The 15,402-nt window shown below is 66.8% G+C and carries 12 protein-coding genes and 2 tRNA genes; 10 read left to right on the top strand and 4 right to left on the bottom strand.

Annotated elements, in window-relative coordinates; translation table 11 throughout:
• Both A7V84_RS12580 and A7V84_RS12575 read right to left on the bottom strand, forming a co-directional pair.
• Entirely contained in the window at nucleotides 1-639 is a 639-nt protein-coding gene (locus A7V84_RS12580) for a peptidylprolyl isomerase (RefSeq protein ID WP_025513489.1), read from the bottom strand.
• Nucleotides 636-1,238 carry a tetratricopeptide repeat protein gene (locus A7V84_RS12575; RefSeq protein ID WP_115638865.1) on the bottom strand — a complete coding sequence of 201 codons (603 nt, stop codon included), beginning with the start codon at nucleotides 1,236-1,238 and terminating at the stop codon, nucleotides 636-638. The genes A7V84_RS12580 and A7V84_RS12575 overlap by 4 nt, the downstream gene beginning before the upstream one ends.
• A gap of 336 nt (nucleotides 1,239-1,574) precedes the next feature.
• On the opposite strand from A7V84_RS12575, the gene cysS reads away from it, so the two are divergent.
• The 6 genes from cysS to A7V84_RS12545 all read left to right on the top strand — a co-directional run bounded on the left by cysS (nucleotide 1,575) and on the right by A7V84_RS12545 (nucleotide 7,270).
• Nucleotides 1,575-3,032 (top strand): cysteine--tRNA ligase, encoded by a 1,458-nt coding sequence (gene cysS / locus A7V84_RS12570; protein ID WP_025513485.1) that lies wholly within the window; start codon nucleotides 1,575-1,577, stop codon nucleotides 3,030-3,032.
• Between the two features lie 11 nt (nucleotides 3,033-3,043).
• A complete protein-coding gene (locus A7V84_RS12565) occupies nucleotides 3,044-3,688 on the top strand; it encodes a DNA-3-methyladenine glycosylase family protein (protein ID WP_025513483.1) in 645 nt (214 codons plus the stop codon).
• A 33-nt stretch (nucleotides 3,689-3,721) separates the two neighbouring features.
• Entirely contained in the window at nucleotides 3,722-4,687 is a 966-nt protein-coding gene (locus tag A7V84_RS12560; RefSeq protein ID WP_063491352.1) for an acetyl-CoA carboxylase carboxyltransferase subunit alpha, read from the top strand.
• A gap of 18 nt (nucleotides 4,688-4,705) precedes the next feature.
• Nucleotides 4,706-5,743 carry a tRNA lysidine(34) synthetase TilS gene (gene tilS, locus A7V84_RS12555; protein WP_025513479.1) on the top strand — a complete coding sequence of 346 codons (1,038 nt, stop codon included), beginning with the start codon at nucleotides 4,706-4,708 and terminating at the stop codon, nucleotides 5,741-5,743.
• A 78-nt stretch (nucleotides 5,744-5,821) separates the two neighbouring features.
• Complete coding sequence (locus tag A7V84_RS12550; protein ID WP_025513477.1) at nucleotides 5,822-7,081, top strand: aspartate kinase; 1,260 nt, start codon at nucleotides 5,822-5,824, stop codon at nucleotides 7,079-7,081.
• A 96-nt stretch (nucleotides 7,082-7,177) separates the two neighbouring features.
• Nucleotides 7,178-7,270 (top strand) — tRNA-Ser (locus A7V84_RS12545).
• A gap of 44 nt (nucleotides 7,271-7,314) precedes the next feature.
• On the opposite strand, the gene A7V84_RS12540 is transcribed toward A7V84_RS12545, so the two are convergent.
• Nucleotides 7,315-8,298 carry a LysR family transcriptional regulator gene (locus A7V84_RS12540; protein WP_052125690.1) on the bottom strand — a complete coding sequence of 328 codons (984 nt, stop codon included), beginning with the start codon at nucleotides 8,296-8,298 and terminating at the stop codon, nucleotides 7,315-7,317.
• A gap of 198 nt (nucleotides 8,299-8,496) precedes the next feature.
• Between A7V84_RS12540 and A7V84_RS12535 the strand changes: the two genes are divergently transcribed.
• Both A7V84_RS12535 and A7V84_RS12530 read left to right on the top strand, forming a co-directional pair.
• Nucleotides 8,497-9,366 carry a tripartite tricarboxylate transporter substrate-binding protein gene (locus tag A7V84_RS12535; protein WP_231886836.1) on the top strand — a complete coding sequence of 290 codons (870 nt, stop codon included), beginning with the start codon at nucleotides 8,497-8,499 and terminating at the stop codon, nucleotides 9,364-9,366.
• Nucleotides 9,367-9,407: 41 nt separating this feature from the next.
• Nucleotides 9,408-10,499, top strand: a complete 1,092-nt coding sequence (locus tag A7V84_RS12530; protein WP_025513471.1) for a M14 family metallopeptidase — start codon at nucleotides 9,408-9,410, stop codon at nucleotides 10,497-10,499.
• 31 nt (nucleotides 10,500-10,530) lie between these two features.
• On the opposite strand, the gene A7V84_RS12525 is transcribed toward A7V84_RS12530, so the two are convergent.
• Nucleotides 10,531-14,082, bottom strand: coding sequence for an ABC transporter ATP-binding protein/permease (locus A7V84_RS12525; protein ID WP_063491351.1), 3,552 nt, complete (start codon nucleotides 14,080-14,082; stop codon nucleotides 10,531-10,533).
• An 89-nt stretch (nucleotides 14,083-14,171) separates the two neighbouring features.
• Here A7V84_RS12525 and A7V84_RS12520 point away from each other — a divergent pair, with 89 nt between their 5' ends.
• Entirely contained in the window at nucleotides 14,172-15,152 is a 981-nt protein-coding gene (locus A7V84_RS12520; protein ID WP_025513466.1) for a LysR substrate-binding domain-containing protein, read from the top strand.
• 51 nt (nucleotides 15,153-15,203) lie between these two features.
• Nucleotides 15,204-15,280 (top strand) — tRNA-Arg (locus A7V84_RS12515).
• The last annotated feature ends 122 nt before the right edge of the window (nucleotides 15,281-15,402 follow it).

Here is a 15,402-nt window from a genome sequence, read left to right as displayed (position 1 = left end):
TTATTCAAGGATTTCGGCCTTCTCGATGATCACGTCTTCCTTGGGCACGTTCTGGTGGAAGCCGTTGTTGCCGGTCTTCACGCCCTTGATCTTGTCGACCACATCGGTGCCTTCGGTCACGGTGCCGAACACGGCATAGCCCCAGCCTTGCGGGGTGGGCGCGGTGAAGTTCAGGAAGTCGTTGTTGGCGACGTTGATGAAGAACTGCGCCGTGGCCGAATGCGGGTCGCTGGTGCGGGCCATGGCCAGGGTGTACTTGTTGTTCTTCAGGCCGTTGTCGGCTTCGTTGTCGATCGGCTCGCGGGTGGGTTTTTGCTTCAGGCCGGGCTCGAAGCCGCCGCCCTGCACCATGAAGCCGTCGATCACGCGGTGAAAGACCGTGCCGTCATAGAAGCCGTCCTTGACGTATTGCAGGAAGTTGGCGGACGTCTTGGGGGCTTTTTCGGCATCCAGCGTGATGACCATGTCGCCTTGGTTGGTATGCAGCTTGACGCGAGGATTGCTCATGGAAGTAGTGCCTTCTGAAAGAGAGGGGGTGGGGGACGTCTGGGCGCCTGCGCTCAGGGGCAGCAGCGCGGCCAGCAGAAAAGCGCCGGCCCAGCGGCCCAGCGGTTTGATGCGCGAATCATAAGCGGTCATGAGTGCGATTTATCCTTCAGTAGCTTTTCGAGATCCTGGGCTTTTTCTTTCATCCCGGGCACGCCGCGCTCGGCTTCCTGCCGATAGGTGCGCAGGGCGATCATGAGCTGCAGGTCGCCCAGGTTGGCGCGCGCAGCCGGATAATTCGGATTGACCCGCAGCGCCATGTTAAGCGCATCCTGGGCGCGATCCAGCTCGCCACGCGAGGCGTACAGCGCACCCAGATTGTTCCAGGGTTCGGGCAGTTCTGGGAAGCGGGTGGTCATCTCGGTGTAGATGGCTTCGGCTTCCTGGTCGCGCCCCAGCGCGCCCAGCACACGGGCATGCTGGAACATGAGTTGCACATCGGTGCCCGGCAGATTGCGCGAGGCCTGGGTGCGGGCATCGATGAGCTTGAGCGCCTCTTCGTAGCGCCCGCTGTTGATCAGGCGCTCGATGTGGTCGGTGATCTGCGACGGAGATGGGGCCAGGCGCGTGTCCACGCCGGGCTTGGCCGCCTCGAGCAGACGGGCCAGGCTGTCCCAGCCGCCTTCGGGCGGGGGCTCGTCCAGGGTGGTCGTGGCCGGCGGGCCGTCCCGCAGGGGGATGCCGCCGGCCATGGATTGCGCCAGGGCGGCAGGGGCGGCCAGGGCTGTGCACAAGGCCAGCGTCCGCGCGGCGAAACGGAGAAACGACGGGGTAATCACAGGGCGTAGTCCATTGGCGGGCAAGCGGCAGAAAAGCGCAGAGGCAGGCCGCTTGCTATACTTTACGATCGCCATTTTAGCTCTGGTTGAGGCAATGGCCCGCCAGAAGGTGGCAGACCGGTGCAATCAGGGGCGCAGCGGGGCGCGTCGCGGGAGTTTCCGCGCTGTCCGCAGGTGCCGCAATTCACCGCAGCCGCCATCCGGGCGGCATTTCCCCCAACGACGTTCTGATACTTGCCGACGAGCGCCATGCTGCACATCTACAACACACTGTCGCGTACCAAAGAAGCCTTCAAACCGGTCCATGCCGGCGAGGTGCGCATGTACGTGTGTGGCATGACCGTCTATGACTACTGCCACCTGGGCCATGCCCGGATGCTGGTGTCCTTTGACGTGGTTCAGCGTTGGCTGCGGGCCAGCGGCTATGCCGTGAACTACGTTCGCAATATCACCGACATCGACGACAAGATCATCCGCCGCGCGGTGCAGACCGGGCGGCGCATGCACGAAGTCACCGAGTTCTTCATCGACGCCATGCACGCCGACGAGCGCGCCCTGGGCGTGGCGCGGCCCGATCACGAGCCGCGCGCCACGCAATATGTGGGCGAGATGCTGGACATCATCGGCCGGCTGCGCGATAACGGGCTGGCCTATCAGGCCGATGATGGCGACGTGAACTTCTCCGTGCGCGGGTTCGCCGGCTACGGCAAGCTGTCGGGCAAGTCGCTCGACGATCTGCGCGCCGGCGAGCGCGTGGCCGTGGATACCGCCAAGCGCGACCCGCTCGATTTCGTGCTCTGGAAATCGGCCAAGGAAGAAGAACCGCCTGAAACCAAGTGGCAGTCTCCCTATGGTTTCGGCCGCCCCGGCTGGCACATCGAGTGCTCGGCCATGAGCAAGGCCCTGCTGGACCTGCCGCTGGATATCCATGGCGGCGGCCCGGACCTGAAATTCCCGCATCACGAGAACGAGATCGCCCAGACCGAAGGGGCGTTCGGCGGCAATCTGGCCAATGTCTGGATGCATTGCGGCCCGTTGATGGTCGATGCCGAGAAGATGTCCAAGTCGTTGGGCAACTTCCGCACCATCCGCCAGACCATCGCGCAGGGCGAAGCCGCCGAGAACGAAGCGGTCTATGCGGTCAATCCGCGCGAAGCGGAAATGCTGCGCTTTTTCATCGTGCGCAATCACTACCGCAGCCCGCAGAACTACACCCCCGACAACCTGGTGGACGCCCAGAACGCGCTTGATCGCCTGTATCAGGCGCTGCAGAACGTGGCTCCCGATCAGGCCGGCATCGATTGGCAGGAGCCGCAGGCGCAGGCCTTCAAGGCCGCGATGGACGACGATTTCAACAGCTCCGGCGCCGTGGCCGCCCTGTTCGAACTGGCCACGCAGGCCAACCGCGATCGCGATGCGCGCGCCGCCGGCCAGTTGCGCGCCCTGGGGGGCGTGCTGGGCCTGCTGCAACTCGATCCTGTGGCGTATTTCCAGTCGCCCACGCGCTATTCGGCCGCGGCGATGGAACAGGGCGCGCCCGCGGGCCAGCTGGATGCCGCACGTATCGAGGCGCTGGTTGCCGAGCGTGGCCAGGCCAAGCAGGCGCGTGACTTCGCACGCGCCGACGCCATCCGGGCCGAACTGCGCGCCGCCGGCATCGAGCTCGATGACAAACCGGGCGGCCTGACGCAGTGGCGTCGCGCCTGAGATCGACGGCCATGTCCAGCACTGACCTCGACGCTGCCAAACCGGATTACTGGGAAGAGGCCGTGGCGCATCTGATGCGCCGCGACCGCATTCTCAAGAAGATCATTCCGCAGCACAGCCATACCTGGCTGATGTCGCGCGGCTCGCCGTTCGTGACGCTGGCGCGCGCCATCGTCGGGCAGCAGATCTCCACCAAGGCGGCCGATGCCCTCTGGACGCGCCTGCTGGAGGTGGCCGGCAAACGCCCCACGCCAGCTACTGTGCTGCGCGCCGGCGTGGCCGGGCTGCGCGAGGCCGGGCTGTCGCAACGCAAGGCCGAATACGTGCAGGATCTTGCAGATCATTTTGGCCAGCGCAAGGTGCACCCCGAGCGCTGGGCCTCCATGGACGACGAAGCGGTCATCTCCGAACTGGTCGCCATTCGGGGCATCGGCCGCTGGACGGCCGAGATGTTCCTGATTTTCAACTTGCAGCGGCCGGACGTCCTGCCCTTGGACGATCTTGGGCTGCTCAAGGCAATCTCGTTACACTACTTCAGCGGCGAGCCGGTATCGCGCTTCGAAGCCCGAGAGGTTTCGTTGGCCTGGCAGCCCTGGCGTACCGTGGCGACCTGGTATTTGTGGCGCAGCCTGGAACCGACTCCGGTCCAGTACTGATCCCGCCAGCGCCCTTCGACGGAACCACACCTCATGCGCAATACATTCCTGGAATTCGAACAACCGCTCGCCGAGCTTGAGAACAAGATCGAGCAGCTGCGCTATGTGCAGGCCGATTCTGCAGTGGACATTTCCGATGAGATCGGGCGTCTGCAGCAGAAGAGCCAAAGTCTCGCCAAGGAAATTTACGGCAAGCTGTCGCCCTGGCAGACTGCCCTGGTGGCGCGGCACCCGCAGCGCCCCTACACGCTGGATTACGTGCGTGAGATCTTCACCGATTTCCACGAGCTGCACGGCGACCGCATGTATGCCGACGACCTCTCCATCGTGGGCGGCCTGGCGCGCTTTAACGGCACGCCCTGCATGGTCATCGGCCACCAGAAGGGGCGTGACACCAAAGAGCGTGCCGCACGCAATTTCGGCATGCCGCGCCCCGAGGGCTATCGCAAGGCCTTGCGCCTGATGCGCCTGGCCGAAAAGTTCAGAATGCCCATCTTCACCTTCATCGACACCCCGGGCGCCTATCCCGGCGTCGGTGCCGAAGAGCGCGGGCAGTCGGAAGCCATCGGCCACAACCTGTTCGTCATGGCCGAGCTCAAGGTGCCGGTCATCGTGACCGTGATCGGCGAGGGCGGCTCGGGCGGCGCGCTTGCGATCGCCGTGGGCAATGCCGTGCTGATGCTGCAGTACTCCACCTATTCGGTGATTTCGCCCGAAGGCTGCGCCTCCATTCTCTGGCGCAGCGCCGACAAGGCGCCCGAGGCAGCCGAAGCGCTGGCCATCACGGCGCCGCGCCTGAAAGATCTTGGCCTGATCGACCGCATCGTCAACGAGCCGGTCGGCGGCGCGCATCGCGATCCGCGCGTCATGGCCCGGCTGCTGCGCCGCGCCCTGGGCGATTCGCTGCGCCAGTTGCAGGGTCTCACGCCCGAGCAACTGATCGAGCAACGCCTGGAGCGTGTGCTGGCCTACGGCCGATATCAGGAAACGCGCGCCTGAGCGGGCAAGGGTCTGACCATGTCGGGCCTTCCTGATCTTTCTCCCTACCGTGCTCTGCTGGGCGAGGCGCCGCTGGCGAAGCTGCGCGCCGCCGTGGCGGGTGTGCCTGCCGGCACGCCGGTCGGCATTGCCCTGAGCGCCGGCCCGGACTCGGCCATGCTGGCCCTGGCTGCGGCCCTCGCGCTGCGGGACCGGCCGCTGCGGGCTTTCCACGTGCATCATGGTCTGCAAGCCGAGGCCGATGCCTGGAGCGCGCGCGCCGGCGCGCTTTGCGCCTTGCTGGGCTTGCCGTTTCAGGTGGCCCGGGTGAGTGTGCCGGCCGATGGCAGCGGCATCGAGGCGGCGGCGCGTCAGGCGCGCTATGGCGCGCTGGCGCAAATGGCCGGGGCTGCCGGCGTGGGGCATATCCTGCTGGCGCACCATCGCGATGATCAGGCCGAAACCGTGTTGCTGCGCCTGCTGCGCGGCGCCGGCGTTGCCGGCTTGGCCGCCATGCGCGCCGAGCACCGCCGCGACGGGCTGGTGTATCTGCGGCCCTGGCTGGATATCGGGCGGGATACATTGCGCGACGCTGCGCAGGCGTTTGCCCGTGTGAGTGGCTGGCAGGCGGTCGACGATCCCACCAATGCCGACCCGCGCTATACCCGTGCCGCCGTGCGAACGGCGCTGGGGCCGGCGCTGGCGGCCCGCTGGCCGGGCTGGCAATCCATCGTGGCGCGTCATGCGCGCCAGATGGCCGAGGCTGCCGACATCCTCGACGAAGTGGCGCGCGCCGATTTCGCCGCGCTTGCGCCCGGGCCGCAAGGGCAGGACTTCTCTCTGGCAGCCTGGCGCGGCCTGTCGGCGCCCCGCCAGGCCCAGGTGTTGCGCCACTGGCTGCACGGACAGGGCCTGCGCATGCCCTCCGAGGCGCGTCTGCAGGAACTGATGCGTCAGCTGCGGCAGTTGCACGCCCTGGGCCACGACCGCGACCTGCGGCTGCTGCACGACGGCCATGAAATCCGCTGTCAACGCGGGCGGGTGTCGGTGATGCGCCAGGTGGACAAGCTCGCATAACGATCTGCGCAAAATATCACCATGCGCTAGAATTACCGACTTTGCTCGCCCTGGGCGGGCCTTAAGCCAGAGTACGAGATGTCCCTGATCGTTCACAAGTATGGCGGTACGTCGATGGGCTCCATCGAGCGCATCAAGAATGTGGCGCGCCGCGTCGCGAAGTGGCACGCCGCCGGCCACCAGGTCGTCGTGGTGCCCTCGGCCATGTCGGGCGAAACCAATCGCCTGCTGGGCCTGGCCCGCGAGATTACCCCGCAGCCCAATGGCCGCGAACTCGACATGATCGCCGCCACCGGCGAGCAAGCCTCCAGCGGTCTGCTGGCGATTGCGTTGCAGGCGCAGGGCGTCAAGGCGCGCAGCTATGCCGGCTGGCAGGTGCCGATCGTGACCGATTCGTCCTTCACTAAGGCGCGCATCAGCTCCATCGACGACACGCGCATCCGCGCCGATCTGGATGCCGGCAGCGTGGTCATCGTGACCGGCTTCCAGGGCGTGGATCCCGAGGGTCACATCACCACCCTGGGCCGGGGCGGCTCCGACACCTCGGCCGTGGCCGTGGCGGCGGCCCTGAAAGCCGATGAGTGCCTGATCTTCACCGACGTGGACGGCATCTACACGACCGATCCGCGCGTGGTGCCCGAAGCGCGCCGCATGCCGGTGGCCTCGTTCGAGGAAATGCTCGAAATGGCCTCGCTGGGCTCCAAGGTTCTGCAAATCCGTTCCGTCGAGTTCGCCGGCAAGTACCGGGTGCCCACCCGCGTGCTGTCCTCGCTGACCGACCCGCTTATTCCGCTCGAAGAAGAAATGGCTTCGGGCACGCTGATTACTTTCGAGGAAGACGAAAAAATGGAAGCCGCCGTTGTCTCCGGCATCGCCTTCAGCCGCGACGAAGCCAAAATCACCCTGCTGGCCGTGCCGGACACCCCTGGAGTGGCCTACTCCATCCTGGGGCCGGTCGCCGCCGCCAATATCGATGTCGACATGATCGTGCAGAACCAGTCGGTGGCAGGCACGACCGATTTCTCGTTCACGGTCAATCGCAATGATCTGGCCCGCACGGTCGAGCTGCTCAAGCGCGACGTGGTGCCGGCCGTCAACGCCCGCGAGCTGGTGACCGACGACAAGGTCGCCAAGGTCTCCATCGTCGGCATCGGCATGCGTTCGCACGTCGGTGTGGCCAGCCTGATGTTCCAGACGCTTTCGCAAGAGGGCATCAACATCCAGATGATCAGCACCAGCGAGATCAAGACCTCGGTGGTCATCGACGACAAGTACATGGAACTGGCCGTGCGTGCGCTGCACAAGGCCTTTGGTCTGGATCAGGCGCCGGCCGCCTGATTGAAGAAGTGGACGGTTGCTCCGTCCACTTTTTTTAAGTTTTCTCGCCGTCAGCGCGAAAAACTAAAAATTTTCGTGTAGAATCTTGGATTCTTCGGAGACGTGCCCGAGAGGCTGAAGGGGCTCCCCTGCTAAGGGAGTATGTGGCTAAAAACTGCATCGTGGGTTCGAATCCCACCGTCTCCGCCAGATACCGCTTCTGGCGCAGCCCGAAGTCAAAAAACCCGCAAGGCTCAGGCCTTGCGGGTTTTTTCTTTGCCTGGCGCGCCCGTGCGCGCTGCACGGGCCTGGCGATCCTGGCCGGCCTGGACGGCGCGCAGGCAGTCTGCGAAGTGTTGCGCGACCGGCGTGAGTTGTTGCAGGTCGGGTGCCGACAGACAGACATACAGCATCGCGTCCAGGGGCTCATCGAGCGGCACCGGATGCAGGTCATAGCGTTCCCGGAGCATCGGTATCGACTGGGTGCGCAGCAGGCACACCGCGTCGGTGGCGCGCAGCATGGTGAACACCAGCTGGATAGACAGGCACATCAGTTGTCGCTGCGGAGCCGCCAGGCCCTGGCCGGCATGCAGCCGCCTGAGAAGTTCGGGGCCGTACTCCGGCAGGATCCACAGGGCGTCCTGCAGTGCATGCAAGGAGCGGGCCTGCAGCCAGCGGCTGCCCTTGCGCGTCATTGGGGTCAGGGGTAGCCGGGTGAGCAGTTCGCGCTGCCGGTCGCCCTTGGCCGGGGCGTCCAGCTCGCTGGTGATGATGAAGTCGTAGTTGCCCGCCTGCCAGTCCGGATCGTGCTCGGCCGAAGTGACTTCCTTCAATGTCAGCGAGACATCGGGGTGGGTCGCCTGAAAGCGGGGCAAGGCCTGCGGCAGGAGCGTGGAGCCGGCTGCGCTGAAGCCCATTGATACATGTCCGCCGCTCTGGCCGCTGAGGCGTCCGATCTCGGCTTGGGCCCGTTGCAGTTCGTTGAGCGCCCGCCGGCTGTGCTGCAGCAGCGTCTGGCCGATCGGCGTCAGGCGACTGCCCTGCGCCGAGCGGATGAACAGCGGCGCGCCCACGCTGTGTTCCAGCTGTTTCATGGCGTGGGTCAGCGTCGGTTGCGTGAGGCCCAGATGACGGGCCGCTGCGCGCAGGCTGCCGTGCGTCGCGACGGCGCGAAAGAGATCGAGCTGCCGAAGGCTGAAACGCCAGGTCAGATCCGGGTTTTCCTGGAGATTGATCATTTGAATCTCTCATAGAACAGGGCTGTCTTCTTTTATATAGTGTTTTTTCCTATTCTGCCCATGGGGGGCCGTGGATAGGGCATTGCTGCGGAGTCAACCATGCAAGCTGCTGTGTCCCCGAGCCGCCGCCGGCTTTTTTCCGTTCTGGCGGGTGTCGTCCTCGCAACAACCAGTGTCCGTCTGAGCCGGGCGGCGCCGGTGACGCGCATCCTGGTGGGTTTTGCGCCGGGCGGGGGGGTGGACAGGATTGCGCGCGTGTTGGCGCAGCAGATGCAGCGCAGCTTGGGGGAGATCGTGGTGGTCGAGAACCGGCCGGGTGCGGGGGGATTGCTGGCAGCGCAAGCCGTGCTGACTGCGGCGGCGGATGGACACACCTTGCTGCTGAGCAATGATCACGCCTTGGCGATCGTGCCGCATCAGGTGCCGGGGGCTGGCTACCGGTCCCCGGATGATTTCCGCGCCGTTGCGCAGCTGACCGACAAAGCTGCGCTGGCCTTGGCAGTCAGGGCCGACTCGCCTGTGCGCGAGCTGGCGGACCTGCCGGCACTGCCCGGCAGTCCCGCGGTGGGCGTGCCGGCCCCGGGCAGTGTGCCGGCTTATGTGATGGAGATGGTGGGCGAGCGCCTGGAGGTCGACCTGGTGGTGGTCCCCTACCGTGGCGGGGCGCCGATGGTCACGGAGCTGTTGGGCGGTCATCTGGCGATGGGTATGACGTCGGTGGCAGAGGTGCTGGAGCCGTGGCGGGCCGGCAGCTTGCGCGTGCTGGCTGTGACGGGGGGACGGCGGCACCCCGATCTGCCGCAGGTGCCGACCTTCGGCGAGCAGGGGCTGGCGGGCCTGGAGCATGGCAGCGTGGTGGGCCTGTTCGCGCCCCCGGGCACGGATGCCGGGCGCGTCGCCGTGCTGCGGCAGGCGGTGTTTCAGGCCTTGCAGGATGAGGACGTCAGGCAGCAACTGCGCCTGCAGGGGTCGCAGGTCAACCCGGCAGATGGTGAGGTGCTGGCCCGGAATATGCGTGAGATTCATCAGAGGTGGGCGCTGCGCGCCCGACGGTCGGCCTCTCCCTGAGAGCGGCGCCGCTTTCCCGTTATTGTGATCAGGACCCTGTTATGTCTTCCCCCGTTCCGCGTGATTGTTTTGCGCATCTCTACATTGATGCGCGCAGCAAGTTCCAGGAGGCCGCAAGCGCAGCCTCGGCGTCCATGGCGGCCTACGTGCTGCCTGGGCTGAGCGGGGCGCAGGGGGAGGTGTTGTCGATGGACGTGGCCTACCTGGGCGCCGAGGACGCCGAAAGCTTGCTCATCGTCTCCTCGGGTACGCATGGCGTGGAGGGGTTCTGCGGTTCAGCCTGTCAGGTGGCCCTGATGCGAGACGCGGGCGTGCGTGCGCTGCTGGCCGCCCGGCGGGTGGCTTGTCTTCTCATCCATGGCGTCAACCCCTATGGGTTCTCGCATCTGCGGCGGGTCAACGAGGACAACATCGATCTGAATCGCAACTTTCGCGGGCCCGATGATCTGGTGCTGGACAATCCGGGTTACGACCAGCTGCATGAATTATTGCTGCCGGCCAGTTGGCCTGCGTCGGTCGAGAATGCCGCCGCTTTGCAGCGCTACCAGGATGAGCATGGCTACGCCGCCTTTCGCGAGGCCGTCACGACTGGGCAGACCAGCCATCCGGGCGGTCTGTTCTATGGCGGCTATGCGCCCAGCTGGAGCAACCGCAGTCTGCGCGCGATCCTGCGCATCTATGGCGCCCAGCGCCGACGCATCGCCTGGATCGATGTGCACACGGGGCTGGGGCCTTACGGTCACGGCGAGAAAATCCATGGCGGCCTGCCCGGTGCGGTGGACAATCTGGCGCTGACGCGCCGGGTATGGGGCAGCGATGTGGTGGCGGCCTGGGCCGACGACTCGGTGTCGCGGCAGGTCAAGGGCCACGCTTTGGGCGCGATCTTCGATGAGTGTCCGCATTCACAGAACGTCGGGATCGCGCTGGAGTTCGGCACCCGTCTGCCGACGAGTTTGTCGGCCATGCGTGCCGAGCAGTGGTACCACCTGCGTCCGGCCCTGGCGGGCACGCGCGAGCAGGTCAGCGCCAAGCGGGCGCTGAGGGACGCCTTCTTCATCGATGAGGATACCTGGATGGCCATGGTGCTGGCGCAAAGCCGCACGGCTGTCATCCAGGCCTGCCGCGGGCTGTGAGCCGGCCGGCGCGTTGCGCCGGCCTCCGGGATCAAGCCTGCATCGTCTGGTGGCGCACCAGGCGGGCATAGGCGCCGTTGCGGGCGATCAGCGCGTCATGGCGGCCTTGTTCGACCAGCCGCCCGGCATCCAGCACCAGGATCTGGTCCGCATCGCGCACCGTGGACAGGCGGTGCGCGATGATGAGCGTGCTGCGTTCGCGCATCAGGCTGTCGAGCGCCTGACGGATCTGTTGTTCGCTCAGGGTGTCCAGATGCGACGTGGCTTCATCCAGGATCAGCACCGGTGCATTCTTCAGGAAGGCGCGCGCGATCGAGATCCGCTGCCTCTGCCCGCCGGACAGTTGCATGCCGCGCTCGCCGACCCGGGTCTGCAGGCCGTCGGGCAGCGCCCGCAAGAAGTCGCTCAGCGCCGCACGCTCGATTGCCTGCTGCAACTCGGCATCGCTCGCGTCCGGGCGTGCCAGGCGGATGTTGGCTGCGAGGGTGTCGTTGAACAGATAGGTGTCCTGCGTGACCAGCGCCACATGTTCGCGCAGGTTGTCCAGCTCCAGTTGGCGCAAGTCCCGGCCGTCGAGCCGGATGGCCCCTTGTTGCGGATCCCAGAAACGCAGCAAGAGATGGGCGATGGTGCTCTTGCCTGCGCCGGAGGCGCCCACCAGGGCGGTGGCCTGGCCGCGCTCCAGTGTGAACGACAGCTCGTGCAGCGTATCGCGCGTCGTGCCGGGATAGCGGAAGCCGACCTGCTCGAAACGCACCTGAACCCCGCCCGGCGCCGGGGTCAGGCGGTCGGGACCATCCTGGACCGGCACCGGTTCGTTGGCGACGACATGCAGGCGTCGGGTGGCCGCCACCGTGTCGGCCAGCTGGCGGCTGACCTGCGAGATCTCCGAGACCGGCAGAAAAGTCGCCAGAGCGATCAGCACCAGCAGGGGCACCATGACGGCCGGCACGACGCCGGCGGCGGCCTGCATGGCGCCTACGACGGCGACCGCCAGCCCGCCCAGGCCGGTGGCGATTTCGAACCCCGTGGATTGCGCCGACAGGTCGCGCAGCAGGGCGAGGCGGCGTTGCTGGTACTGACGGGCGCTTTCGAGGAACTGCGCGCGTCGCCGGGTGGTGGCCTGGAAGGCCACCAGATCCGGCATGCCCTGCAAAGTATCGGTGGCATGGGCGCTCATCTCGCCCAGGGCCTGGCGGGCCTGTTCGCCCAGGCGGTCGGCGCGCCGGCGGCCGCGCCACGGCGAAATCAGCGCATAGGCCAGAAACGGCAGCAGGGCCAGTGCCACCATTGCGTCATAGGCGAACAGAAAACCCAGCACCGTCAGCGGCACCAGCACCGAGACGATGGCCGGCGCCAGGGTATGGGCATAGAAGTACTCCACCATTTCGACGTCCTGGGTCGCCAGTGCGACCAGGTCGCCCGAGCGACGGCGCAGCAGATAGGCCGGCGCCAGGCGTTCGAGCTGATCAAAGAGCTTGACGCGCATATCGGCCAGCAGCCGGTAGGCCATGGCGTGCGCCAGCCAGGACTCCAGCCAATGGAACAGCGCGGCCAGCGGCGCGACGATCAACAGCGCGGCGATCAGCGCGCCGGTGGGCTGGCCATCGCGCACTGCCGCCACCACCAGGGCGCTGAGCACGCCCACGCCGATAAAGGCCGCCACCCGGGCCACGCCCAGCAATACGGTGCTGATGACCGTGCCGCGCCAGGGGCGCACGAAGGCCAGCAGCGTGCCCAGGGTCGCGCGCCAGCCGACCTGGGCGGCGTCGGCATTGAGCGAGCGGGGCAGGGCGCCGTCGCCTGCCTTGGACGCGTGTGCGGCAGGGCGGTCCGTGGCGCCGCCGCTGGCCGCAGGCGTGGCCCGGTCCCGCGCCTGCTCGCGCATGAGAGCGTAGTACAGGCCGCGCGCCTGCATCAGGGCTTCATGCGGCCCTTCTTCGACCACCCGGCCCTGATCCAGCACCAGTACGCGATCGGCGCCGATCACGCTGCCCAGGCGGTGCGCCAGGATGAGTGTCGTACGGCCGGCCATCAGCCGGTCCAGCGCCTGCTGGATCAGGGCCTCGTTCTCGGAGTCCACCGAGGACAGGGCTTCGTCCAGGATCAGGATGGGGGCGTCGCGCAGCAGGGCGCGCGCAATCGCCAGGCGTTGCCGCTGGCCGCCCGACAGCTGCAGGCCGCGCTCGCCGATGCGGGTGTCGTAGCCCTGCGGCAGGGACAGGATGAAGGCGTCGATATTGGCGGCCCGCGCCGCTTCGCGCAGATCCTGATCGCTGGCCTGGGGACGCCCCAGGCGCAGGTTCTCGGCGATGGTGCCGTGAAACAGCACGGGATCCTGGCTGACCAGTGCCAGATGCGAGAGCAGGTCCTCGTGCGCCAGTTCGCGTACGTCGCGTCCGCCGATGCGTACCGCACCGGACTGGGCCAGGCCCTCGCGCAGCAACAGGCGCACGATGGTCGACTTGCCTGCGCCGCTGGGGCCGACCACGCCGACCCGCTCGCCGGCCGCCACGCGAAAGCTCAGGCCCTGGTGTGCCTGGCGACTGGACGGATAGGCGTAGCTGACCTGATCGAACTCGATGGTGGGCGCGAGCCTGACGCCGCGCGCACCGCCCGGCCCGCTGTCGTCGCGGCGGGCATCCTGCAGGGCGTGGATGCTGGTGGCGGCGGACTGGCCGAGCAGGCCCCGGTGCAATACCGCGCGCAGTTCGCGCAAGGGCCGGAAGATCTCGGTGCCGGCCATCAGCACGATCAGCAGGGCTTCGACGCTCATGTCGCCGTGGGTCACGCGCCAGGCGCCCAGCGCGATGGCGGCCGCCGCGCCCAGGGCCACGCCCAGGTCGCTGATGCCGCGTGTCAGCAGGCTGACCGAGAGCACCCAGAACGTATGATCCGACAGCATGCGGGCACGTTCTGCCAGCCGGCGCCCGAAGGCCTTGCCCTGGCCGAAGGCCTTGAGGGTGGGCAGCCCCTGCATGGCGTCCAGAAAATCCTCGCCGAAGGCATTGAGCGCCTGGGAGCGCGCCAGGCTGGCGCGCCGGTCCAGCATGTGCACGGCCATGGGGCCGAAGAGAGAAAAGAGCGCCGCCACCAGCAGCACGCTGGCCGTGGGCAGGTCCCAGAAGGCGATCACGCCGAAGATCGCCAGGGGGGCCAGGGCCGCGATCGCGACCTGGGGCAGATACTGGCCAAAGAACGTCTGCAGCTGTTCCACGCCATCGACCAGCGTCAGCATGATCCCGCCGGTGCGCTGGTTGGCGATCCAGGCCGGGCCGAGTTCGACCAGCCGGTCATAGAGCTGGCCGCGCAGCATCTGCTGGACTTCGGCAGCCCCCCGGTTGGCGGCCAGCGTGCGCCAGTGGTCCAGCGCGGCGCGCAGCAACACCAGTACCCCCACCATGGCGGCCGGCTCGAGCCATTGCTGCCAGGGTTGGTTGTCATAGACGCGCGCCAGCAGCACGCCAAGAAACACATAGCGGCCGATGCCGGCCAGCATGGCCAGCAACCCGAGCACGACGCCGCCCAGCATGCGGGTGCGCAGGCCGGCCGTCATGAGCCATAAACGATAGTCGAAATACATAGCATTCCCTCCAGGACCTCATCATCTCCCGCAGACCCGCTTCGGGAAAGCGATGCTTTTTCAATCATGGGTTGAGATAAACTCAACTCATGACTCGCACCTCCCCGTTTCCCGGACATACCCCGCCGCTGGCAGCCCTGCGCGCCTTCGAAGCCGTTGCACGCCTGGGCAGCCTGAGCCGCGCAGCGGTGGAGCTGCACGTGACCAAAAGCGCCGTGAGTCATCAGCTGCGCGCGCTGGAGGCCGACATGGGTATAGCGCTTTTGCACCGAGGCGGGCGCTTGAGGCGGGCCGAAGTGACCGAGGCCGGGGCTGATCTGCTGGCCTCGGTGCAGCAGGCGCTGGCTTTGCTGGCCACGGCCTGTCGCAATACGCGCGCCGCCGCCCAGGGCCGTGGCCGCCTGGGCCTGAACATTTCGGCCAATCCTTCGCTGGCTTCCCTGTGGCTGGCGCCACGGATCGGGCGTTTCATCGAGCTGCATCCGGGCATCGATGTACAAGTCTTTCTGCATGCCAGTCAGGACCCTGCCTGGAGCAGTCAGGCGCTGGATCTGGCTTTCCTGCATACGCGGGATACGGGGGCGCGGCTGGCCGCGCCGGGCGATCTGCCGGTGCTGGCCGAAACGGTGCTGCCGGTCTGCAGCCCGGCGCTGATTGCGCCCGGGCAACGCGACCAGCCGCGCGCCCTGCTGGCCCATCGCTGGCTGGAGGAAAAGCATGTCGACAGCCCGGAGACCGACTGGCGCACCTGGCGCCGCCATCTGGGGCTGGAGGGCGAGCCCGTCCCCGAGCCGCTGGTCCTGAGCGGACTGAGCACCGTGGTGGCGGCCGCGGTGGCCGGTGTCGGCATCGCGCTGGGACGCGCGCCGCTCATCGACGAGGAACTGGCCGCCGGGCGGCTGGTGCCGCTGGTGCCGCAATATCGCCTGGCCGGCTCCTGGGGCTACGTCATGCGCATGGCGCGCGACGGTGGCCGGGCCGGGGCGGCGCTGCCGGCGCTGGTCGAGTTTCTGGTGGAGGAAGGGCGGCCCAGTTTCGAAGCGCATGGGCGTTGCCTGCCGCTGAGTTGAACGGCCCGGTTTGTGTTGTTTTTCCAGGCATGTTATAAACACGCCTCTTTAGCGCCCGTAGCTCAGTTGGATAGAGTACTTGGCTACGAACCAAGGGGTCGTGGGTTCGAATCCTGCCGGGCGCGCCATTTTGCAAGACACGCATGATTTCGGTTTTACGTGTCTGCGCCAAACGGTGAAAACCGGGCGGCGGCATCCAGCCGGTGTCATCCGGTTGGACAAAAGAAAAAAAACACGCTATAGTTTCACG

This window comes from Bordetella trematum (assembly GCF_900078335.1).
Classification (GTDB): Bacteria; Pseudomonadota; Gammaproteobacteria; order Burkholderiales; family Burkholderiaceae_B; genus Bordetella; species Bordetella trematum.
This window is presented reverse-complemented; position numbering and strand designations above follow the sequence as displayed.